The organism is Paraglaciecola mesophila KMM 241 (assembly GCF_000315015.1).
Lineage (GTDB): Bacteria > Pseudomonadota > Gammaproteobacteria > Enterobacterales > Alteromonadaceae > Paraglaciecola > Paraglaciecola mesophila.
In genome coordinates this window covers 168,728-192,881 of the sequence record NZ_BAEP01000075.1, presented here as the reverse complement: position 1 = coordinate 192,881, position 24,154 = coordinate 168,728, and the positions used below count along the sequence as shown (strand labels likewise).

17 protein-coding genes are annotated in these 24,154 nt (G+C 44.8%); 6 read left to right on the top strand and 11 right to left on the bottom strand.

All coding sequences use genetic code 11. The features are described from left to right. The first annotated feature begins 1,350 nt into the window (after window positions 1–1,350). Entirely contained in the window at window positions 1,351–2,643 is a 1,293-nt protein-coding gene (locus GMES_RS18665) for a spinster family MFS transporter (RefSeq protein ID WP_006994344.1), read from the top strand. Between the two features lie 98 nt (window positions 2,644–2,741). Here the strand turns inward: GMES_RS18665 and GMES_RS18660 are convergent, their stop codons facing one another. The 3 genes from GMES_RS18660 to grxB all read right to left on the bottom strand — a co-directional run bounded on the left by GMES_RS18660 (window position 2,742) and on the right by grxB (window position 6,581). Continuing rightward, entirely contained in the window at window positions 2,742–4,499 is a 1,758-nt protein-coding gene (locus GMES_RS18660; protein WP_006994343.1) for a DNA repair helicase RadD, read from the bottom strand. Between the two features lie 75 nt (window positions 4,500–4,574). After that, window positions 4,575–5,741: an acetate and sugar kinases/Hsc70/actin family protein gene (locus GMES_RS18655; RefSeq protein WP_006994342.1), complete on the bottom strand. Its 1,167-nt coding sequence runs from the start codon at window positions 5,739–5,741 to the stop codon at window positions 4,575–4,577. 180 nt (window positions 5,742–5,921) lie between these two features. After that, on the bottom strand, window positions 5,922–6,581 hold the full coding sequence (gene grxB / locus GMES_RS18650; protein ID WP_006994340.1) for a glutaredoxin 2: 660 nt from the start codon (window positions 6,579–6,581) through the stop codon (window positions 5,922–5,924). Window positions 6,582–6,911: 330 nt separating this feature from the next. Here grxB and GMES_RS18645 point away from each other — a divergent pair, with 330 nt between their 5' ends. Then, entirely contained in the window at window positions 6,912–8,660 is a 1,749-nt protein-coding gene (locus GMES_RS18645; protein ID WP_006994339.1) for a gamma-glutamyltransferase family protein, read from the top strand. 332 nt (window positions 8,661–8,992) lie between these two features. Beyond that, a complete protein-coding gene (locus GMES_RS18640) occupies window positions 8,993–10,897 on the top strand; it encodes a diguanylate cyclase (RefSeq protein WP_006994337.1) in 1,905 nt (634 codons plus the stop codon). A gap of 226 nt (window positions 10,898–11,123) precedes the next feature. Here the strand turns inward: GMES_RS18640 and GMES_RS18635 are convergent, their stop codons facing one another. The 6 genes from GMES_RS18635 to GMES_RS18610 form a co-directional block, all read right to left on the bottom strand. After that, entirely contained in the window at window positions 11,124–11,399 is a 276-nt protein-coding gene (locus GMES_RS18635) for a hypothetical protein (protein WP_006994336.1), read from the bottom strand. A gap of 36 nt (window positions 11,400–11,435) precedes the next feature. Next, window positions 11,436–11,924, bottom strand: a complete 489-nt coding sequence (locus GMES_RS18630; RefSeq protein ID WP_006994335.1) for a hypothetical protein — start codon at window positions 11,922–11,924, stop codon at window positions 11,436–11,438. 4 nt (window positions 11,925–11,928) lie between these two features. Continuing rightward, window positions 11,929–12,234 (bottom strand): ElaB/YgaM/YqjD family protein, encoded by a 306-nt coding sequence (locus GMES_RS18625; RefSeq protein WP_006994334.1) that lies wholly within the window; start codon window positions 12,232–12,234, stop codon window positions 11,929–11,931. A gap of 410 nt (window positions 12,235–12,644) precedes the next feature. Continuing rightward, window positions 12,645–13,247 carry a DUF502 domain-containing protein gene (locus GMES_RS18620; protein ID WP_006994333.1) on the bottom strand — a complete coding sequence of 201 codons (603 nt, stop codon included), beginning with the start codon at window positions 13,245–13,247 and terminating at the stop codon, window positions 12,645–12,647. 355 nt (window positions 13,248–13,602) lie between these two features. Continuing rightward, window positions 13,603–15,225 (bottom strand): methyl-accepting chemotaxis protein, encoded by a 1,623-nt coding sequence (locus GMES_RS18615; RefSeq protein ID WP_006994331.1) that lies wholly within the window; start codon window positions 15,223–15,225, stop codon window positions 13,603–13,605. 324 nt (window positions 15,226–15,549) lie between these two features. Continuing rightward, entirely contained in the window at window positions 15,550–16,059 is a 510-nt protein-coding gene (locus GMES_RS18610) for an Lrp/AsnC family transcriptional regulator (RefSeq protein ID WP_006994330.1), read from the bottom strand. A 213-nt stretch (window positions 16,060–16,272) separates the two neighbouring features. Here GMES_RS18610 and GMES_RS18605 point away from each other — a divergent pair, with 213 nt between their 5' ends. From GMES_RS18605 to GMES_RS18595, 3 genes are all read left to right on the top strand, one after another. Then, window positions 16,273–18,429 carry a TonB-dependent receptor gene (locus GMES_RS18605; RefSeq protein ID WP_006994329.1) on the top strand — a complete coding sequence of 719 codons (2,157 nt, stop codon included), beginning with the start codon at window positions 16,273–16,275 and terminating at the stop codon, window positions 18,427–18,429. A gap of 83 nt (window positions 18,430–18,512) precedes the next feature. Beyond that, window positions 18,513–19,832, top strand: a complete 1,320-nt coding sequence (locus GMES_RS18600; RefSeq protein WP_006994328.1) for a cytosine permease — start codon at window positions 18,513–18,515, stop codon at window positions 19,830–19,832. 158 nt (window positions 19,833–19,990) lie between these two features. Then, window positions 19,991–21,118: an S-methyl thiohydantoin desulfurase family protein gene (locus GMES_RS18595; protein WP_006994326.1), complete on the top strand. Its 1,128-nt coding sequence runs from the start codon at window positions 19,991–19,993 to the stop codon at window positions 21,116–21,118. Window positions 21,119–21,314: 196 nt separating this feature from the next. Here GMES_RS18595 and GMES_RS18590 read toward each other — a convergent pair whose 3' ends face one another. Continuing rightward, complete coding sequence (locus GMES_RS18590) at window positions 21,315–22,910, bottom strand: polysaccharide lyase family 7 protein (protein WP_006994325.1); 1,596 nt, start codon at window positions 22,908–22,910, stop codon at window positions 21,315–21,317. A 520-nt stretch (window positions 22,911–23,430) separates the two neighbouring features. After that, window positions 23,431–24,117 (bottom strand): pseudouridine synthase, encoded by a 687-nt coding sequence (locus GMES_RS18585; protein WP_006994324.1) that lies wholly within the window; start codon window positions 24,115–24,117, stop codon window positions 23,431–23,433. Between the last annotated feature and the right edge of the window lie 37 nt (window positions 24,118–24,154).

Sequence of the window (24,154 nt, the reverse complement as noted above, 5' to 3'; positions counted from 1 at the left end):
CAGACATGGACGTCTGGACAAGGCGAAGTGCTTTACATGGATGTTTCCTTTCGCCGCTCTGACATTAAAGTCGATTAAAAATATGGATCAGAAAATTGGTTGGAGATCGGCCTTTCTTGGTGACTTCTTTTGGCTGTTGAAAAGAAGTTACTGGCTCGTAGGGACGAGAGTCATACTCGTCATGCGACCGCCATGGATGGCGGAAGGTAGAGTAACGCAGGAGCAGTTACCGAGATGACGATAAGCGAAGCGCATGCTTTGCTTTGTTCACCGACTCAAGTCACCCCGAGCATCGAAGGCTAACGCTGGTGAGATTGCCGGGAGCAATCTGAGTGAAAGCCGCGTCGGGAACGCGTTTTCACGACCAGTGTTAGACGAGAAGCGCAGGCGACCAACATGGATGTTGGAAGGTAGAGCAACGCAGGGAGCAGTTGCCGAGATAAGTGACTTGCTGGAGGCGGCTTCTTTACTTCGGGCTATCCATGCCCTTCGTGCTGCGCACCATCCTGCGGATGTTCAAAGTTGTTCCCTACAACTTTGTCTGGTTACTCTTTCTTAGCTGTTGAAGAAAGAGTTACTGGTGCGGCAGGGATGCCGTATCAAAAACGCAATGGATTGCGGTAAGCGAAGCGCATGGTGAGCGAAGCGAATGCCCTACGCGCAGCGTAATCTTAGTAAGCGAAGCGCATGCTTTATTCACCGACTCAAGTCACCCCGAGCATCGAAGGCTAACGCTGGATTAATGACATGGATGTCATTCAAGTGAAAGCCGCGTCGGGAACGCGTTTTCACGACCAGTGTTAGTCGAGAAGCACAGGGATAAGTGACTTGCCGGAGGGCGGCCTTTCTTGGTGACTTCTTTTGGCTGTTGAAAAGAAGTCACTGGCTCGTAGGGACGAGAGTCATACTCGTCATGGATGACGATAAGCTAAGCGCATAGGTGAGCAACGCGAATGCCCTACGCGCAGCGTAATCTCAGTGTGCGCAGCACATGATAAACGAAGTGCATGCTCTGTGGCCGAAGGCCATAAATAAGCGAAGCGCATAAGTGAGCAACGCGCATGCCCTACGCGAAGCGTAATCTCAGTGCGCGAAGCGCATAAATAAGCACCGCCCATGCCCCTCAAGATCACAACCCAACAGGTATAATTGTTCATTCATAATAAAAATAGATGCGTCACCTGCAAGTTGTAACCACCCAGTAACCGCATTGTTACTGACTTGTAAACGCATTTGCATTTTGCGTGTGCCCAGTGAGCACTCTCACGCCCATTTGTGATGCTTGAGTGGATAATATTTAGTCGGCATACTCGATTTTCCTATCAGCCAATACTCTTTTGAGAATGTTCTATGAATGCGGAAACACGCAGTTATCGACGCTATGTCCTGTTTATTCTTACCTTGGTTTATATCTTCAATTTTGTTGATCGCCAAATTTTGGTCATCCTGCAAGAACCGATTAAAGCGGAGCTGGGGTTATCTGATACCCAGCTAGGTTTATTAACTGGTTTTGCTTTTGCTTTGTTCTATGTGGTGGTGGGTATCCCTATCGCTCGATGGGCAGATGTGGGTAATCGGCGCAATATTGTCAGCTTAGCCTTAGTCATATGGAGCGGCATGACCGCTGTGTCAGGCTTGGCGCAAAACTATACCCAATTGCTACTGGCTAGAATTGGTGTGGGTATCGGCGAAGCTGGCGCGAGCCCTCCTTCCCATTCTATGATTTCAGATTACTACGCCCCTGAAGAGCGCGGTGCGGCCATGTCTATTTACAGCATGGGCTTGTATCTGGGTATTTTGGTTGGCTTGCTGCTAGGCGGCTGGTTGGCCGACAAAATTGGTTGGCGGATGGCGTTTTTCGCTGTGGGTTTACCCGGTATTTTGATGGCTGTGGTAGTGCGCTTAACTTTGAAAGAGCCGCCTAGAGGTGGCTCAGGTATGGTCTCTGACCCGAACGAAGGCGAGAAATACACTTTCAAGCAAACATTGAGTTTCTTGTGGAAGTCTAAGCCGTTTCGCAAAGCAGCCTTTGCTGCCGGTTTTTGTGCCTTTACCGGTTACTCCACTTTAACTTTTATCCCGTCTTTCTTAATTCGTAGCCATGGTATGAGCATCTCAGAAGTGGGCGTTTCTCTTGGCCTTATCATTGGTTTCTCTGGTGTCATTGGCGCTCTCAGCGGCGGCTTTCTGGCTGACAAATTCGGTAAGATGAATTTGCGTTGGTACATGTGGGTGCCTGCCATTGGCGTGCTGCTTTCTGTGCCCTTTAGTTTACTGGCATTGAGCTTAGACTCGTTGACCTTGGTGTTGGTGTGCATCTTTATCAGCAATGTATTTGGCTCTTGTTACCTTGGACCAACGATTGCGATCTCCCATCATTTGGTCAAACCGTCGATGCGTGCGACAACCTCGGCGATTTTGTTCTTTATTCTTAACATTGTCGGTTTGGGTTGTGGCCCTGTTGCCACCGGTGTGGTCAGTGATTATTTCGCCCCTGAATACGGTAGTGAATCACTGCGTTATGCTTTGATATTCTCTAGCTTGGTGATTTTGCTGGCGGTAGTGCAATACATTCGCAGCGGCTCAGCGTTATCAGCCATTGAGGAGTCAAAACAATCGCCGAAGGAACCCGCTTCTGCATAGCGCCTGCGGCGAATAAAGAGCGCCTGCGGCGAATAAAGAGCACCGCGGCGATAAGCCCTAAGCTCCTGGGTATATCAAGTGCTAGCGCAAAAGGTGCGCTAGCCAAGCGCATTGGCCTTTCGGTAAGGCCCTTGGTAATCAAATAATCGTTCGGTGACTTGCCAGTGGTGTTTTTGCTTTTTGGCTATTACGAAGTCGGGCGTTGGCAGATAGGGCAAAAACGGTTGTAGCTCTTCAATGGATTCGAAATGAATCGACTGGGTACCGCTAGCTAATCTTCGTGCGAATAAATCGTTAAAGCGTTGTCTGGCTTTTTTATAATTGAAACGAAAAGTCTCTGATAATGTCAGGCCATCTTCATCGTGATAGGTGATTTTTATACTCTTTTCTGCTGAGTTGATCACAGGGGTAATGGCAGCGCAGCGCAGTACTTTATTACTATTTAAATTTAACGCTTTTCTTAATATGTCGTCAGGGTCGATGAGCTTCTCATTGCAGTGCTGGCACTGTCTGGCAGCAATGTCGTTTTCTTGATTGCAATAGGGGCAGTGTTTAAAGCGAAAACGATAGCTGCATTGGGTTTCACCATCTGGGGTGTCGACCAAGCCTTGGCAGCGGCGACCAAAATGTTCAAGAATATGACCTTGTGCGTCTTTTCGCCCCCAAAATGCATTAGCAAAACCACATCGAGGGCAATGTACTTGTACGGCAACGGAATCTGGTGTGGGCTTTTTTTCGCCAATTTCAGGTTGAAAAATATCGTAACCATTATTGGTGTAATCCAATACTAAGCAGTCTTTTTTGCCAGGGCTGAGGCGCAAGCCGCGCCCGACAATTTGTTGAAACAAACTGATAGATTGGGTGGGGCGTAAAATGGCAATCACGTCTACGTGGGGCGCATCAAAGCCCGTGGTTAGTACCGATACATTCACTAAATACTTAATTTTCTTGGCTTTAAAGGCGGCGATGAGGCTGTCACGTTGTTTTATTTTTGTGGTACCGGTAATTAAGGCTGTTTGCTGTGCAGGTAAATAAGCGCAGATCTCTTTTGCGTGGTCGACAGTGGCGGCAAAAATCATGACGCCTTGGCGGTCTTGACTAAGCTGCAGTATTTGTTCGGTCACAGCCTTAGTCACTCTTGGGTGTTTGTGAATAAGTTCATTTAAGGCGATATCATCGGTGTTTTGCTCACCGTCTAAGCTTTCTGTTAGCAAACTAAAGTCATAATGAGCAACAGCCGCATCATAATGTATGGGCGGTGTTAAATATTGATTTTTGACCATGTACTGCAAAGGCAGCTCAAAAATACATTTTTTAAAAAAAGTTTGGCCCGAGGGCCGTGTATAACCATGATAATGATGCTGATAAATCCAGCCACTGCCTAACCGGTAAGGGGTAGCAGTTAACCCAAGTATTTTTACTTTTGGATTCAAGCTGCGAAAATGTGCCAAGGTTTTATTGTATTGAGCGCCGTCCTCTAGCCCTACTCGGTGACATTCATCAATAATAATTAGACTGGCAGGGGTATTAAAAGTATCTAGGTTTCCAGACAGTGACTGAATACTGGCGAAGGTGGTTTTTAGGTTGCTGTCTTTTTGGCCTAAGCCCGCGGAAAATAGCCCCGCTGCTGAGCCAGTAGCCAGAAACTTAGCGTGATTTTGCTCCACTAACTCTTTGACATGTGCAAGGCAGATAACACGGCCTTTTGCCAGTCGACTCAACTCGGCAATGACCAAGCTTTTACCAGCGCCTGTGGGCAATACAATCACAGCGGGGTCATCGCTTTGCCGAAAATGCGCTAGTGCGGCGTCAACCGCTTGCGTTTGGTAATCTCGTAGTATGAATGCTTGGCTCATTGAATTTAGTCTGGTTACCGATAGATCCTATCAACAATAAAGAAGGTGATGTGCATGGTTTATCTTTTGTAATTATCAGTGGCTTAAGCAGCCAGACGCCATCCAGCGACATACCGGCGGAGTCGCCATATCAGCTAAGCAGTTTTCGATTTCACACAGCACTGCGCCTCGTGTCCAGCTCACGTCATTTTTAGTGGTTTGAGCCGGGGAAATATTTAGGGTCTGTAAATATTTATCTAAATAAATAGGAACAAAGCATGAGGTTTGCGTGTGATAGCACCCATGACCTTCATTGAAACAACATTCTTTAATGTCTGTTTCTTTTTTATAGTTAAATGCGCCGGTTAACGTCCATTTAGGAATGTTTTTCTGGGGTGTGGGTAAGGTATTCGTTGTCCCTTTTGCCCCTTTCCTCCCTTTTTCTTCGGCCAATGAGTAATTATATGGGTCTTTTATCTCTGAGCTATTACCTTGAATAGTGAGTAGAATATCATCGGCACAATCGGCAACACGCCAATCTTTTTGCCTCCCCCCTATTCCATAAGCACACGTTTTTGGCACCGGATAAATAACTGGAAAGGTCAACGTTTTCGGCGCTGCATCTTGCCCTAAACCCAAGTAAGAATAACTGTAAATCTGTAGTGATTTGCCATTTAACCTCACCTTCTTGACCGCATCATTGGCAGGTGAGCACTCTGGGCAGGCAAACGTCACTTGTGAGGATACGCCGCCCATTTCAACAATCCCAAAATCGCTTGTACTATGTGTATCTCGCACACTTAACCAAGCATACAAGCCCTCTTCAAATCCGGTGATTGTTTTCGTTTCAATTAACACCTTAGGGCCAACTTTTTCGGCTAACGTTGACTTTAGGGCACGCCACATGGCTAGGCTAGCCTCGGGATTGGTTTGCTGCGCAATACGCATACCGGCCGTGGCATATATTTTTGCTGATACCATATTGCATTGATTAACCCAGTCGAACCCTATCCACTTGGGGTATCCGTTATCTAGGGCTCCGTCACGTCTAATTAAATCTAATGTGCTGATCACGTCATTAACCGTGTTATCGATACTCGTCATTTGGCTAGGGTTATTAACGTACAATGGCGTGGCAAGCGCCTCGATTTTTGGGCCACTATGGGCGATTAGCCTTGTACCAGATTGTTCATATATAAATAAACGTGTACCGCTACTTCCAGCATCATAAATGATGTGGCACATATTTTTTGGGGTGGCCATTGGCGTATTGACCCTGAAACAGCTACTCAAAACCAAAATACTTAGAACGAACAGCGCTATCTTGAATTTAACGTGGTGCAAAAAATAATCCTCTTACCCATAAGGTTTTTTATAAAGTGTCAGTAGCGCTTAACTACATACGGTATTGGCTTTGTTGGTGATTCGCATTATTGCGACCTATTATTGCGCGGCATCGTAAAATAGAGGAATGTCACAGGTTGTTGAAAAGTAATCCAGATAAACGCTTATTTTTGCCGGTATTGTCAGCCCTTTGATTAAGGTGATGCCCCGTAATCGGCCAAACAGAGTGATATCATCAAAAGAAAGCTGCTCATTCACACTTGTCTCACTGTGCAATATCGTCGCGAGCTTCTCCAACTGGATTTCCAGCGCTTTTATGAGTTGCTCACTATTGGCCAATGCATCGGTAAAAGAGCCAAGTTCTTTGCTTTTTTTGTGAGTGAAATAATCAATCGCATTTTGAGTTTGAAACTCCTTTACCGGCGAGGTGATCCACCGAGGGTAAAGTAGTTGCTTCATTAATAAGTTAACGTCCTTAAACCAAGCCGATAAATCAGCTCGATTCGCTGAGGGTGAAAATATCGGGTTATTGTCAAGTTGGTCAATATAGCTGACTATTTCCATGCTTTCGGGCATAAAGCTACCATCAGGCTTTTTCAAAATGGGGCATGCTTTTACGCCTATCATTGATATAGGCGTTGTTTCATCGTCGTTAGGTAACACGGTTAGTTCAACAGGTATGTTTTTCATAGCAAAAGGCATACGCGCCATAACGCAGTATGGGCAGTGATCATAAATATATAAGTGCATGGTCGACATAATAAAAGCTATCCCTTAAGTCTAAATGAGGTGACATTATTTTTATCCCCCCAGCATAAGGCAAAACGATGAGAATCGATAATATGAACGAAATTTTTGCTGAGCAAGTCTAAATTAAAACCCTTATTTGTATGTTCAAGAGTCAATTAGGTGTGATTTTTGTAAGCCTACTGTCAGCCAGGGCTTTTTTGTGATAGAAAAATAGCGGGTGATACATCTTAGTGTCACCTTTTGGGTGTACTGCGCATTTTGAAACGTTTCAAAAGTGATTCTCGCCTCTTTAATTTCACTATCATTTGTTTATCAAATTTTAACTATCGGGAACAATCAATGAAGTTTCATTTACTCGCCTTCGGGGTGTTATCCGTCAGCCTTTGGGGCTGTAGTTCAGCGGAGAACCAAACAGAATTAAAAGCAACACTACCCAAACAACAAGCTATGGTTGTCACTGCCAACCCACACGCTACTGCCGCAGGGTTAGAAATATTGCGCGCAGGTGGTTCAGCGGTCGACGCAGCCATCGCCATTGAATCGGTATTAAGTCTTGTAGAGCCCCAGAGTTCAGGGTTAGCTGGTGGTGCGTTTATGGTGCATTACGACAACGAGACTAAATCACTGGCGGTTTATGATGGCCGTGAAAGTGCACCCAGTGGTGCCAAGCCCGATATGTTCATGCTAGAAAATGGCGATTCAATGTCGTATATCGATGCAAAAACCAGTGGCTTGTCCACCGGCGTACCCGGCATAGTTTCTATGTTGTCTATGGCCCACAAAGATCAAGGTACGCTAGAATGGAGTAGCTTGTTTAGCTATGCCAGTAAACTGGCTACCGATGGCTTTGAAATATCTCCTCGTTTACACGGCATGTTAGAGCGTTTTGGTAAATATATCCCTAGCACCCGTGACCAAGGCCCGTTAGATGCGCATAATTACTTTTTTGATGAGGCAGGCCAACCTCATCCAACGGGTTACATTTTAAAGAACCCTGAGTACGCGAAAACACTACAGATAATTGCTAACGACCCCAGCGAGTTTTACCACGGCGATATTGCTAAAAAGATTGCTGCCATGGTGCAGCAGCAGCCTAGAGCGGGCTCGTTAACGGCTGAAGACATCGCAGCTTATCAGGCTGTTAAGCGCACTGCACTGTGTCAGGACTACCGAGATACGCAAATTTGTGGCGCACCACCACCTTCTTCATGGCTGGCTGTAGGCATGATCATGGGGATTTTAGAAAATGGTCCTCGCCCGAGTGCTGCTGGCCCTGATGATCCCAACAACTGGGCTGTTTTGGCGCAAGCGCAACAGTTGGCTTACGCCGACAGAGACCAATTTATTGCCGACCCTAACTTTATTGATATGCCCATTACCGGCATGTTGAATAAAGAGTACCTTGCCAAGCGCGCCACGCTTATCTCAGATAAAGCGACACCTGAAACCTATGCCGTTGGCGACCCTTGGGCTTATAACGGTACGCAAAGTAGCGAAACGGCAGGTATTGACGCGACCCGGGATGTGCACGGCACGACCCACTTTGTAATTGTCGACACAAAAGGCGATGTGGTGTCTATGACTGCCACCGTTGAAAGTATTTTCGGTACCACACGCATGGTAGGCGGAATGTTCTTAAACAACCAGCTAACTGATTTCTCGTTTCAGCACCATGACAAAAATGGCAACGCTATCGTCAATGCAGTAGCGGCAAATAAACGCCCGCGCTCATCTATGTCACCTTCCATTGTGTTAGACAAAGACGGCGAGTTTTTATTGGCAACCGGCTCTCCTGGTGGCAATAATATTATCGCTTACACAGTAAAAACTTTGGTTGGCGTATTCGAATGGGATTTAAACCCGCAAGCGGCGGTTGACTTACCGAACATGGTTGCCAGAGGCAAAACCGTCCGTTTGGAAAAAGACGTTGCACCTGAATCACTTATATCAGCCATGAAAGATATGGGTTTTGATGTTGATGCTTCAAAAGGTGAAAACTCAGGTTTAAGCGTAATTATGCGCCAGCCTGATGGCAGCCTTGAAGGTGCAGCAGACAAACGCCGAGAAGGCGTCATCGGCACGCTCTAAAACGAGTAAGCAAAACTTTTACACAAAAAACGGCGGCCAACTTGAGCCGCCGTTTTTATTTGTGCGTTCATATGGCTCAATGCCAGCCTTATATAAGCTTATAGCGAAACGACTCGCTGAATTTATCTAACAAAGACAGTTGCATAGATAAGATCTAGTGCTTACTCTTTGTTGCATACACGCTCTGATCTAATCTGTTAGTCACAGCGCAAAGTGCGTGAATAAAAAAGTCGGTATGCTGCGCGTTTTTTGATCGCTTTTAATCTAAGCGCATAAAAACGAGATTGGAGATTGAAGGAACTCGTATTCAGGAATGAGCCTCGAAATAATTTATGCACACATCATCAATATTAAGCATTATTTTTCTATTACTCTTTTCATTCTGTTCGAGTAAATGCGCCTTTGCACAAGACGCCTCTGACGAAAGTGAAGCACAATTATTAGCTAAAATTGATGTACTTAAAACTGAAAATGCCAACTCCCCTATTGATAAGCTCAACAAGCTACTACCTATTATTGAAAGCTGCGAGCAGAAAAGCTGGTTAGTGGCGTGCCTATATGCCTATACGTTAAAAGCGGAAGTTCTACTAGCTTCCTCTAAAATCAATGAAGCAGAAGCCTTGCTTCCTCGGTTAATGACCTCAGCCAATGCACTTAATGAGCCGATTATATTAATACGCTTAGAATTGGTTGACTTAAATATTCGTGATTCTAAAGGACTGTTTGCCGGCATCACCGAGCAACATACCAGATTATTGGTGAAAGCCAATAACATTGAGTCGCCTAGATTAGCAGGAGAGATTTATCATGACGTGGGTGACAGTCAGTATCAATTTTTAGACTACACAGGTGCGCTAGTATCCCTCAATAAAGCCTATGAATCGTACCAACTAGCGAATGATTTATCTGCAGTCGGCTCAGTGCTGAATACCCTAGCCAATCTTAATAACACGCTAGAAAATACCGATATTGCTCTTGATTATTTGCGCAAAGCCCTCGCGGTTTCCTATCAATTAAAGAATAAATTCGCTACATCCATCGTCCTTTACAATATGAGCGTTTCCTATTCACTCAGTGAGAATTTGGAAGAAGCTAGAAATTACATGCAGCAAGCCATGCAAATGAGCGCGGAGTTAGACGATGAAGTTGGCGTCGCTTGGGCGAAAAAGGAATTGGCTCGATACGATATTGACAGCCAAAATTGGCATACCGCTCTGGCGAGGTTTAATGAAATAGAGCCTATCTTAATGCAAAGTGGCTCTGCATTATCTTTATTCGAGACACGCATAGGCCAAGCGCAAGCGTATTTAGGACTAAATGAGTTGGATCTCGCAGCTAAAAAATCTGAGCAAAGCCACCTACTACTGGAAAACTTAAAAGACCCTACGTACACGATAAAGCTAGGCAAGCTTGATGCTGATATTGCCTACGCGAACAAGAACTTTCAGCGCGCTTTCGATATTCTGGCTCAGAACTACGCATTCGCGGATAAAGTACGTGTAGAGGAAAAACAAAAAGAGATTGAAAAGCAGCTCATCCGCTTTAACAGCGCATTAAAAGAAAAGGAAAACCAAGCGCTTATCACCGAAAATAAGCTCAAGAACCTACAAATTGAACAGCAAGAGGCTCAGCAGGCCGCGCAGCAAAGAATTTGGTGGCTAGTGATTGGGTTTAGCGCGCTTATATTAGTTTTCATCGGTTTTATGCTGTTTATCCAGATTAAAAACCGCAATCACTTCAAAGCCATGGCGTTGAATGATCATCTAACCAAGGCTCCGAACCGCCGGGCAATATTAGACTACGCGGAAATACGTTTTCAGGAATCATCTCGCACCCAACAACCATTGATGGTTGGCATCATTGACATCGATAATTTTAAGAAGCTGAACGACACCCATGGCCACGATGTGGGCGATGATGTGCTTGTCGCATTTGCCATGGCATGCAAGAACGTCATTCGCCAATACGATAGATTTGGGCGCTACGGCGGAGAAGAATGGTTATTTGTATTTGCTAACACCACGGCACAAGACATCTCGGTGATTTTTGTGCGGATCCGTGAAGAATTTAATAAAATTATACAACAGCGACACCAAAATTTTAATTACGTCACTTTCTCTATGGGGGTGGCGTCATATTCCAAAGATGTTGATCATACTCTGCAACAGCTTATCAACTGCGCCGACAAGCTGTTGTATCAAGCAAAGGCTCAGGGCAAGGATCAAGTGTGCTTCTAAGGCACCTGCTCAATCACCTATAAAAAGTCATTGAGTTCGCTCAGGGAGTAAAGAAGAAATATTACGCTCAAATAGTCTTAATGCTGATTTGATTGGCTATCTGAGAGCCAGCCTACTTATCACTTTAGATGGCAGGCCAGCTCTCATAAGGTATAAAAAAGGAGTCACCGAAAAGCGGCAGAGGAATATTGCCTTAGGTGAGTTGAGTGACTCCTAAAAAACTGTTTTAAGCCAGATTAACCAGGCTCACGATGCGCATTATAAGTGGCACCGATGCAGGTTTAGAGCCTTTCAAGCCCACTGCAGCACCCGCGGCAAACGCCCCTACGGGTGTTAATGGTAATCTACAAAATTCTTTGGTCGCACTAGCAACCTGTTCTTTTCGCGCTAAAATCATCTGCTGATTTTCATACGCATTTGATGTTGCTCTTTCAACATCGGTTAACCTTCGACCCAATAAGAGTCGGCTGATAGAGTGGCCAAAATTACTGTCAGTTGACATTACTTGCCTCCTTGAGCGCCCCTACCCAGGTCGCGATTAATGCTGAAAATGTTGCTCGGTATTCAGTTTGTTGGCCGCTTTGCTATCATCTGGTTTGTCTTTCACGGCCTCGCTGCTTGAGAGTGTCAGTGCATCCCACGCTCTGGATAAACTTACGTGCTTAAGCAATGCTTTAATCGTTATGACTATCCCCAAAGCGACTGCAGCATTCAGTAAAATGACTCCGCTGCCTACCCACACCCAATGCACATTAAGCTGAATAAGCCCTAGTGCTAACATAGCGTTGAGGGTAATCCATAAGGTTGCACTCACCGCTGTTAATAGCAGCACCCCAATAAGCACCAGTACCATGGCTCGGGCAGAGAGCTTACACTCTCGCCCGGCTAAGGTTTTGGCTAGGGAAAGCTGCCGTTGATAACGTTTGCCTGCGTCCGTAGCGGCCCCGATGATTTCCTTTATAAGTTCGACATGCTGTTGGCTATCTTCTTCAGCACTGCGAGGCTTATCCGGGTTAGGCATGTCCATTATCTTAACGCTTACGCAACAGCGAAGTGATTAACATGCCAGCCGTGAACGCAATACCTACGGTAGCAATGGGGTTTTCAGTAGCGAACTTACGCACTTGTGAACCGTTCCACTGTTTGACCATTTTCTCTTGCGCTTCGCCTAGAGATTCAGCAGAGCGCTGGGCAGTGTCGCGCACTGAGCGTTCCGCTTGAGAGGCTTTATCTGCCACTGCATCTACTGAGTCGTGCAATGCTTCTTGGGCTTTTTTCGAAACTGGCGAATCCGTTTTTGAGTTGGTATTCGCGTTAGTTGTTTTTGCATTTTCCATGATTTTCCCCTTACGTTGTTAGGTCGTTTAACCAAGTGGCTAAGTTCACACCTTTGGGTTCAGGTTAGCGTTCAACGCTTTGCCTAAAGCCAATGAGAAGGTTCTCGCAAATGCATAGGTGTTTATTTGCATCCTTGCTTAAGTAAAAGCAATGGCTGTGCCAGCGCGGCCAAGAAAGAGAAAAACCTTGTATGGCAATGAGTTACAAGCAATCATGAATTTACAGAGCAGCTAAGCCGTTCAGAGCAATGGGAATTTATTGCATCGGGTGTGCAATTCTTACGAGCTGAGACAAAAGAGAGTATTATTTACCTAAAAATAGCTCACTTTGACGCAATAATGCAGGTTTTTACAGACACTTAGCTAACAGCCCAAGCCTTTGGTACAAAAAACACCCAGCGAGAGTGTAATTACTGAGGGGGTTTTTGCTTTTTAAATCCGTTTTCGTTCTTAGATTGGCTACCACCTGTGAGCGCAATACGCATAGCAGTCTCTACGTCTATATCCAGTGAGGTGACTTTGGCTTTGTCTATATACAAGGTATAGCCACCTATTTGATAACTAAGAGGAATGTAAACGCCGATTTTTTGCGCATCGTTAAATAACGTTTTTCCACCTTCGGCATTCGTCACAAAGCCAATTAAATCAATACTGTCGCTAATTTGAACCGATACTACGCTTTGCACCTTTTGTTGCTTGCCCACATTGATCAGATTTACGGCATCTTGAATGGCGCCATAAAAGGTTTTCACCAATGGAATACGTTCAAAAACGCGCTCGCCCCAATGCAGTAGTACTTTGACCACATAAGCGTTGACCAATAACCCCGCGAAAAACAACAAAACAATGCCTGTGACTAACCCCATGCCCGGGAAGTACCATTGAGCAGGTATGATCGGTGTTAACGCCAATTCCACAGTTGTTACCAGCCAATACAATGCATAGACAGTCAACGTAATAGGCACCACAGCTAGCAAGCCTTGGACGACCAGTAGCATAATTTTTTTGAGCATAAGTGGGTCTCGAGATGATAATGAAACAGCCTAGGATAATATAGAAGCTGCGTGCGTTATTTGAATTACTTAAATTTTATCACGTTTTCAAAGCGGATAGAGGGTCAACCACCATTTACGTTTCGAGGTAATAATAGCAATCCGCATTAATAAGTGCCCCCTTAGAATGCGTCCAGCGGTTATTGGTTAAGGCGCCACTATGTAGGAATGGTTGTTCCCTTTTAAATAGTGACAACTCAGAGCAAAAGCCGCTGTCATTCCCTCGCGGTTTATCTGCTCAAGGCTGTTTTTAAGCTCAGGGCTGTTTATTGGCTCAGGGCTATTTCTAAGCTCAGGGCTGCTTTTGAGCTTAGGGCTATTGCACGAATTTTTTGATGATGCCTGCCATGCGATCTTTGACATCCATCAAGGTCAGGTTATCTTCGTCGCACGATTGGGCATGCTCACCGTTGAGTTTCGCTATTTGGCTTAGCTCACTCAAATGACGCAGTATGTCTTGAGTCACGTTGTTTTGCTGGGCAATCGCTTCAACGATATGTTGATTCACGGCTGCGATATCTTCAATTGCGTTGGTGACCCCTTTCAAATTACCATCGGCTTCAAGCACCTTATCGACACTGAATTTTGTTTGGTCTTGCCCTTGGCTAATCGCATTTACCGCATCACTGGTGCCTTGCTGCACATTTGCGATCATCTGTTTGATTTCTTCTGTAGATTGCTGGGTCTTGGCCGCAAGCGTACGGACTTCATCCGCCACCACAGCGAAGCCTCTACCATGCTCACCGGCTCGGGCGGCTTCTATGGCAGCATTAAGTGCTAGTAAGTTGGTTTGTTCTGCAATGCCTTGAATGACGTCCAATACGGTGCCGATTTTTCGCGCGTCTTCGTTTAACGCTGAAATAACTTTTGCCGTGTCTTCTATTTGCTTAGACGAGCCAGAAATGGTCTCAATAGTTTGCTGCATAACTTCAATACTGGTGACCGCTGAGCGACTGGCTGTCGTCGCCGAATCTGCAGCGTGATGCACATGCTGCTCAATAATTTGCGCAACTTGCGACAGTTGATCCACCGCTTCCTGCACGCTGGCCGTGCCGTGATTTTGCTCTGTAACACCTTGGCTGATGGCCCCTGCGCTATCGACTAAACTAAAGCACACTCTGTCTAAATCTTGTTGGGTTGAGCCAAGCCCTGAATGGATCTCTAACAGATCTACGCGCAAAGTCTCTACAGACTGAGCCATTTGACCAATTTCATCCTGACGTTCAAACATCAAAGGAGATGCAAGTCGACCTTGGCTAACAGCGTGAATATGCTCACTTAACTTATGTAAAGGCGAAGTCACTAGTGCCTTTAAGCACCACAATAATAGGGCAAAGCCAAGCACTATAGTTGAGATTAAACTGACACTTCCCCACCACAATGAGCTGCTAACTTGGCTATTCTTGGACTCGTTTTGCGCTATCACTTGGCTGCTGATTTGCGCACTAAGGGTTTCGAGCAGCTTGGTAGGTGCACGGTCAATACCCGCCACAGCTTCATCACCAATGTATGGGTCATAACCTGAATTGATAAAGGCTTGATAGCCCAGCTGGTATTTGTCGTACAAGGTCGAATGCACTGAGGCAAAGTCGTTTAACTGCTCGCGCACTTGTGCGCTCACGTCTATGCTTTTCAAAACAGTTAGTTGCTGCTCAATTTCTTTGTGGCGTGCGCTGAAGCTATTCCAATATTTTTCACGTTTTTGGCTATCTTTGCCCCTCAAAAGTACGTTCTTCCATTCTTGCACTTGGCGCTTAAAAGTAAGATTAACCGTATCGATTAATAATGCAGCTTTGACTTCTCGCTCTAATAAGTCGCTGTATTGATCAACATGAGAACTAAGGTTGTTGATAGTTAATGCAGCAATGAGGCCTAGTGCAGCCACAAAAACCATTAACACACCTAATACTTTTGAACTGAGTTTTTTTATATTAACCAACGTCTTGCCCTGTTTTTATAGCCTAAGGTTATTCCACTTACCTTATGCTTGTTCAATATTATTATTGCTTGCGCTGAGTTTACCCCAGTACAAACTATTTTCACCTTTCACTATATATCGTCATTATTAACGATTTAATGAATCCGTAAAGTAATGAACTTATACATTCCATCACACATTTTTCGCGTGTTTTACCAATTAAAAACCTTACTCGACTAAAGGCAGCCCTTATCCACTGTTAACAACGCACTGAAAAAATTGCATGACATATTAAAAAACTGCAGAGCATGTGTTGGTAAGTTAGCTAAGCTGTACACGCTCCCACTAAAACTCTGGGCTTTCGTCAATCCATTTAAGGTGCGCCAGCGGATACCCCAAAAACCACTTAGCTCTGTCTAATACGATGCGTGTTTTAATGTGTTTAATCGACAAATCAGGGTTATCACTTAATTCAGTGCACGCTGCGTTGAGCGCTTTAATATCCGGGAAGCAACTCAAGGAAATATAATCCACGTCGCCGCTAAGCTGCATGCAATCCATAATGTGAGGCATGTGCTCGATGACGGCGGCAAAGCGCCTGCTAGTGGCAGCGGTGTTATTGTCAAAGGTAAATTCAATATAGGCCAACACATGCTCACATAACTGATCTAAGTTCACGTCAGCATGCGCAGCTCTGAAATAGCCGGCATCTTTGAGCGTCTTTACCCTTTGAAAACAGGCGCTTGGCGATAAGTTAACGATTTCTGATAACTCTATATTGGTTAAATCAGCTTGCAGGTGCAGTGTTGCTAGAATTTTTCGGTTGTAACTATCGATTTTAATCGTTTTTTTCATTTCACTACCTGATGTTTGCCTCTCATCCTGGCTGATAAAGCCTGTTCAAACAAAATCCAGCGTTCACGGGCTAGGGTTCAAAAAATAATGCCTGAAACGGGCACGCACAACAAAATAATATTTTGTTCCAATTATGGAAACTTAAACGACACAAAATTTGAGCAGCGTTGGAACTGCTCAATATAAAAAATAAACTCCCACTGAGGCGTTAATATGTTCAATAAAATAAAGTCGTTCAACCAATCTACCCTTGCCCTATGCGTTAGTCTATCGCTTATTCCCCATGCTTACGCACAAGGTACTGACACACGCGCCTCGGAACAGGCTCAAACAAATGATCTAGAAATTATCTCTATTTCTGCTCGTGGTCGAACAGAGTCCATTCAATCAGTGCCTGATTCAGTCACCGCATTTTCATCGGATATGATAGAAAGCGCACGAATTGCTAATTTCAGAGATGTAGCAAACCTGACACCTAACCTAACGCAGTTAGATAACTTCCGCCCTGGTCTATCGCGCATTACTATTCGTGGCTTGATCACACCTCAAGTGGGCGATCCTCCCCTTGCTTTTGTGGTAGATGGCGTCACCGCATCTGATATTGAATTTATCAACCAAGATTTAGTAGACGTTGAGCGCATTGAAGTGATGCGCGGCGCCCAAGGTGCTTTATATGGCCGCGGAGCAGTGGGCGGTGCAGTATTAATCACCACCAAACAACCCATAGAAGACTTAGAAGGAAGTGTAAAAGGGTTCTACAGCAATGGTAATGCCTATCATCTAAGTGGTGTACTATCAGGCTCGTTAAACGAAGAAGACAGCGCCTACTTTAGAGTAGGCGGTTACACAAAAAGCAGTGACGGTTTAATCGATAACACATTTTTAAACGATGAAGCCGATGCCTTAGATGAAGACTCAGTCTTTGCCCAATTGCAATTTGATATGTTTGACGACACCAGCTTAAACATTAAAAGCAGGTATACCACCAGCACGGCTGGATTTGCGTATTATCAAGGTGTGACCGCTGACACCATCGAAGATTTTTCTATCGACACCTCGCAAAACATAGCAAACCGTGACGAGCGCGATGTGTTCGAGATAAGTGCCAAACTGTCACAGGATTACGCATTTGGAACCTTTGATTTCATCACAGCTTATAGTCAATCCGAGAACGAGCATTTCTACGATGGTGACTACTCTGCTGATGCCACTTTCATCGATGAAGCAGACTTATTTCGCGCTCCTTTTGGTACTGCGGGTGAGTCAGACGTAGAATCGTTTACGGTTGAGAGTCGTTTCACCTCGCAAAGTGAGCAACCTTTACGCTGGGCGGTGTCTTTATTCTATCAAGATAGGCAACGAGACACAGTGGTAAGCTTTTTTGATGATTTTGCGGGCGACACTCCCCGTAATCACAGCGACTTTACTGACCAAGAGAAGTACTTAGTTATTGCCGACAACAACAGCAGCCAAGCGTGGGCTATTTCTGGCCAAGTAAACTATGACATTACCGACAAACTAGAATTAACCACTGCTTTACGTTTTGATCAAGATAAACGGGAGTCGTTTGATCCTAATTTTGCTGATAACACCTTCGCGCAGAAAACCTTTAGCCAGTCACAGCCAAAGGTCACCCTTGCCTACCAAGCAATGCCAAACTTTTTGGTTTATTCAAGTTACTCTAAAGGCTTTCGCAGCGGTGGATTCAATGAGCCAGCAGAAGGCATAAGCCGCACATTCAACAAAGAAGTATCAGACAGCGTTGAAGCAGGCTTTAAAGCCACCTTGTTTGATAACTCGGTGACCTTAAACGGTGCCGCGTTTGCTATCGATCAAGATGATGCGCAAGTCACACAATTCAACGTACGCACCTTTACTCTTGAAAACCTCGCCATTGAACGTGTTGAAACCCGCGGGGTAGAACTTGAACTTGCCGTAGCAGCATCACAGAACATAGATATTCGCTTCAGCGCAGGCCTGCTTGATTCTGAAATTAAAGCATTCTCTCGCCAGCCTTCGCTTGAGGGAGAAACCATGGTGTGGGTGCCTGATTACAACTTAGCATTGTCAGCCAACTACCTGACTGAGCTAAATGATACTTGGTCACTCACCTCAAGCGCGTCGCTGCAAGTGGAAGGACCTAAATCATTCGATATTACCCAGCCACAAATTCGTTCGTCTCAGTACCGCTTTATCAATGCCAACCTAGGATTACGAAGCGAACAATGGACAATTCAACTGTTTGTGAATAACTTAACCGATGAACGTGCGATCGAGGACATTTTTATATTAGACGATGGTGTAACAGAGTTTGCGCGTCAGCCTAATAAACCTCGCACTTACGGGATTGAAGCTGCATACCGCTTTTAGCGCAAACCTGTATAGCATCCCTAGGGCCACAGCTAAACATTTTTAACAGCCCCAAGGGGCTGTCTTTTATAGGTTACCCACACATGACAGATAAACACAGCGCTGCAACTGCAACCTCTTTGAACGATTATGCTACAACTCCAGTGCCCCAAAGCGAGACTGTCAATGGCATTGGGATTGGCATGATAAACGGCGGGCTAGCGTTTGCCGTACCGGGTTTGATCACCGGTATCCAACTTGGCGATGCTCTTGGGCTAGAGCAATCGATTTTTGCCTTTCTGCTGGGTGGTTTAACACTGGCTATTTTAGGCACAGTCACTGGGCTTGTTGGCATGCATAATCGTTTTTCATCCTGCATGACGATTAAATTTGTGTTTGGTACATCCGGGGCAAACGTCATTAACCTTGCGTTTGTGGTTTCTTTGCTCGGTTGGTATGGCATTAACGTCGATTTATTCAGCCAAGTTAGCCAGCAGCTTTTACTTAAATACACTGATTCTGCCCCAGAGGCATGGCAGCTTGAAATGTTATTTGGTGTACTCATCACAGTGATAACCATATGGGGTTTTAAAACCATAGAGCGCATAACCAATCTATTAGTGCCTATCCTGTTTGCCATTGTGGTGTATTTATTGGTACAGAGTTTTGGCTATGCTCAAAGCGACCCTACATCCGAAATAATGAGCGGCTCAATGACCTTTGGCGAAGGGGTTTCAGCGGTCGTCGGTAGCTTTATTGTGAGTGTGGTATTAATGCCAGATTTTAGCCGCTATGCCGCTAAACCCGTTGATACGGTTTACGCTTCTTTTCTGCCCTTCTTGCTGATCAACTCTTTTGTATACGTTGTTGCGGCTTTCGCGGGCATTGTTGTGGCCGATAGCGACATTCTATCTGTGATGCTGGTGCTGGGTTTAGGCGGTTTGGCATTCTTTTTATTACTTATTTCTTGCTGCGTCACCAATGTGATCAACCTTTACAGTTGTGGCCTAGGCATTATTGCCGTGTTCCCTAAATGTAAAGAGTGGCAATGCATAGTCGCTGCAGGCGTCTTGGGCACCGTGGTCGCGTCATTTGATCTATTGGACAACTTCACCAATTTCTTGTTTAGTTTATCCATTATATTCACCCCAGTCGCCGCCATTTACGTGGTGGATTTTTTTATCGTTAGACGCTGTGAAAAATATACCCTGCAACACCTTGCCCACAACCAAAGCTTGAATATACGTGCCATCATCGCTTGGGTCATTGGAGTCTCTACCTCAATGGCGTCTAATCAGGGCTGGATCACTATCACCACGATTGAGGTTTTTGATGCTGTGTTACTCACGCTGCCTGCCTACTACTTGTTGTCACGTAGCAAAATCAAAGCTCGCAGCAAGTTGACTGAATCACACCCTCAATAAACGAAATATTATTTTGTTTATCCGCACACATTCAAACAAGTTGTGCGGGTAAAGCAACCATTTGCCAACAAATACATTGCGCTACATCGCTAACATTTACGCAGCTAAAAACAAATTGCTTTGGGCAAGTGCTTCCCCAGCGCAAAATAGGAGTAAACATGAAACAGTTAACCCGTTTAGACATATCAGACATATTACATGGCTGCGCAGTACTTGGCACTGGTGGCGGTGGTGAGCTAAGCGAAGGTTTTCGCTATATTGAAGCCGCCTTTGCTGAGGGTAAAACCTTCACTTTGGTAGACATAGATAAAGTCCCCGCCGGTGAGAACCTATGCACACCTTATATGTTAGGTGCGCTAACCCCTATTTCTGCCGAAGAAGAGCAAGAATATGCAGCTCTACCAAGAGCAAGCGGTATTCCCATGTTAACAGCCTATGAGCGCCTAAAAGCCCTGACGGGTGATAATTATTACGGTACTATTTGCTGTGAGCTCGGAGGCTCCAATACTGCTATTTCCTTTTATCTAGCCGCCATGACAGACGGCTACATTATCGATGCCGACCCAGCTGGGCGCGCCGTACCTGAAATCACTCACTCAACCTATTATTTCAATGGTTTACCTGCGGCGCCTATCGTTACGGCGAATGAGTTTGGTGAATGCTTTATCTGTGAAAACGTTGCAGATGATCAACGCGCTGAGCGTGTTGTGCGCGCCCTTGCTATGGTTAGTCGCAATGACATTGCAGCTATCGACCATGCTCTACCTGTAGAACAGCTTCGCGGTGCAGTGATTCCTGGCACCATCAGCAAAGCCTTAAGCGTCGGTCAAGCTATTCGCTTTGCGGCTCAAGAACAACGTGATATTGCCGATGCCATCGCCGATTGTGCCGGTGGCTATGTGGCGTTTCGCGGCAATGTTAGTCAGTTTCATTTTGAAACCAAAGATGGATTTACCTTAGGCACTATCGACATTCAAGGCCACAGCCAATACCAAGGCTCGACGTATTCTATTGATGTAAAAAATGAAAACATGGCGGCGCGATTAAATGACGTAGTAGATGTGACCATTCCTGATCTGATTTGTGTACTGGACTTGGATAACAACGTACCTGTGACTAACCCGCATCACAAGGTCGGTGCTAATTTGGCAGTAGTGATTTTACCCGCACCGAAGGAATTTACTGGCGAAAAAGGGCTTTCGGTATTCGGCCCTGCCTACGCAGGAATTGACCAAGCTTACGAATGTGCTGTAAGTAAGCATTTCGCTAAAAAGCGCGAAGTGTAAAAAAATAGAAATAGCGTTAATTTGTATGCAAAAATAAAAAGTACGATAAGAGGCTTAAGTCGCTCAATAACGCATTATAGAACCCCAATAAAGTGATTTGTCTTAAACGAATAAAGGGCGTGCGAAGTGCAGCCCTATTTATCCGATGCGTTTTTTAGCAACACGCATTCAACTAAGGGCATTAGCTCTTAAAGTACTAATCGACATTGCGGATATAGTTAACATTCGAAAATGTCAGCTTACTGACAGTGATGCCTTGGTCGGCATAAAAATCGGCCCAATCACTTGAGTCGTCAACGTCTTCACGGGTAATCGGATCCTGAGCTTGAAGATAATTGCCAAACTTTAAGTAGGAGGCGGAGCTATCTTCAATGTCCAAGTTAAACGATTTACCAAACGCACTAACAGTCACATTACCGTGATCGTTGATAACCTGAAAATCAAAGTTATCGCCGGACTGAATCGTGCCTAGAGCTTTCTTCTCTTCGCCAGAGCCGTCCGCTTTTGCAAGTCTGACGTAAACGTCGAATATACCGTTATTTGCAGTGCTGTCGATAAAACCAGACTCACTGTTGTCAGATACGTACAACTTCATAATAGTACCAGTGTCGCTGGCATGATGTTGAGCCACAATGGCTTTGGAGCCATCTGACATTTCCACCTTGATATTTGCGCTAAAGTTTTCGTACACTTTAGTCATCGCGACCCTAAGTTCCTCTTTTATCTTCAACTCATGTCGCCAGCCATTGCCGTTAGGTGTGACATATTTCTCTTCAAGTGCCTTGAAAACAAAAGTGTTACCAACAGTTGGATCGCTTCCCTCTTGGTCCCAAAGACTCATATCAAAGGTATTATCTGTTTCATCTGGGATGTCTGGTGTTGGCTCAGCGATTTCACCACCACAACCAATAATATTACTTTCTACTATGCTGTTCCAATTATTGACTGAGTTGCCCAGCCCGGTGATACGTAAATAGCGGGCTTGGGTATCGGTGAAATCTACAGTTTGATATCCACCGATTGACGTACTGGATGAGCCGTTTGCAACAAGCGAGGTCCAGATGCTATTGTCGTCAGATACGTCGATGTCAAAATATGAGTTTCGCTCAGTAGCCTTATACCAATAGACATCTAAAGCCTTCATTAGCACTGTACTACCAACATCATAAGTTATAACTTTACCCACGCCATTTGATGACCATCTGGATTCGTCAGCAAGATTGTTGTCAAGGGTGTTCAATGGTCCATGCCCATCATTTGTACCATTATCAGATGCAGAGGTTATAACCAGACTATCAGTCCCGCTACAGGTATTATCTGTGGGGCTATCGGTGGAGGTACCAGTTTGTAAACTGAAATCATCAAATCGTCCCTCATCACCATTAAAATGTGCATAAAGTGTGATTGAAGAAGCTGAACTACTGTTAAACGTGACGGAAACTGGCGTGAACTCTTCATTGTCAGTAGTCGCTGAATAGCTGACCCCATTCACAAGCGCCCCTATTTTTCCTTTGCCTTTTACATACACGACCAAGGTGTAGTTCGTATTTGGTTGCACGGAAACATTCTGCTCTACTTTTCCGCCGGAACCAGTAATTTTTAATGCGTTATTTCCACTGTACGCAACACTCGAAATAGCCGTGGGCTCTACGTTTGTCCAACCTGCGTAGCTATTCTCAAACCCCCCATTGTTTACGCTTACTGTTGCCGCTAACACAATATTACTCACGCCTATGCCAAGCGCTCCTGTAGCGATAAAAATTCCCCACCATTTTGTAGTTTTCAATGTCATACTTTTTTGCCTTGATGTTTAAGTTAATGGTTATATTTATTGCACGATGAAACGAGACCGAATTAAGTTTCCTGCAACATCAAAATACCAATTAGCTACAATTGGTTAACAACATACTTAACCAAATTAAAAACAGTTACAAGCAAAAAAGGTAAATTATTTACCCTTTATATTTATATGCGTGCAGTTTAGCCACTGAAAATGAAATCAGAAATAACATTATTAATCAATAAAGAACAAAGAGTTACATCATGTGAAAACTAAAATTCATAGCGGGCTTGATTATACTGAAAGGAAAGATAACGAAAAAATTTAGGAAAGAAGAATCAAGCTCGGATATAAAAGGCGCGGAACATTTTTCAAAAAGTGACGAATCAGCCGCGCGAACATATTAAAAAGAATTATTGGTCTTACCAATAATTAAGTCCAACGCTTAACGTCAAAACATGAAGAAAATCGCTACAGATTCAGAATAATTCCTGTACTCAAAGTGAAATACTGGGTTTGTCAAAGCGTTAAATTACACAAATAAGTTGCGCCACTCGCCTTGGGCTAAATCTTGCAGCTTGTATTCCCCGAACTGACTACGATGCAACGCTTCAACGTGGTAGCCGCAAGCGGCAAACATCCGCCTCACTTGGTGGTATTTACCTTCATTTAGCGTCACGTTAGCTACATTATCGCTGATTATTTCCATTTTTGCGGGCAAGCACTTCTCAGCCCCTTCCCCCAATACCACGCCTTTGGCAAATGCGTCGATGATGTCAGCTTGCAATGGGCTATCCACTGTCACTTGATAAACCTTGTCTACGTGATGCTTGGGCGACGTGAGTTGATGTACAAGCTTGGTGTCATCAGTAACCAAAATAAGTCCGCTGGTGTCTTTATCCAATCGGCCGACGCTAACTATTTTTGGGTTTCGAAACTCCCAGCGCTCAGGCAGCAAATCGTAAATACGCATGCCCTCGTTATTGTCGTGACTACACACATAACCTAAGGGCTTATTCAGCATCACTAAAATACCATCAGGAGAATCAAGAGCTTCGCCGTCTACCCGCACGGTGGCAGGATCAACTTTTAACGCGGGAGATTTAGCGAATTCACCTTTGATGGTAACGCGTTTGTCTTTGAGTAAGTATCGGGCTTCTTTGCGGCTGCAATAGCCTAAATTACTCAGTAGTTGGTCAAGACGTTTAAGGGCGGGCATAAGGCTCCAAGGATGTAATACAAAAATTGATAGATTC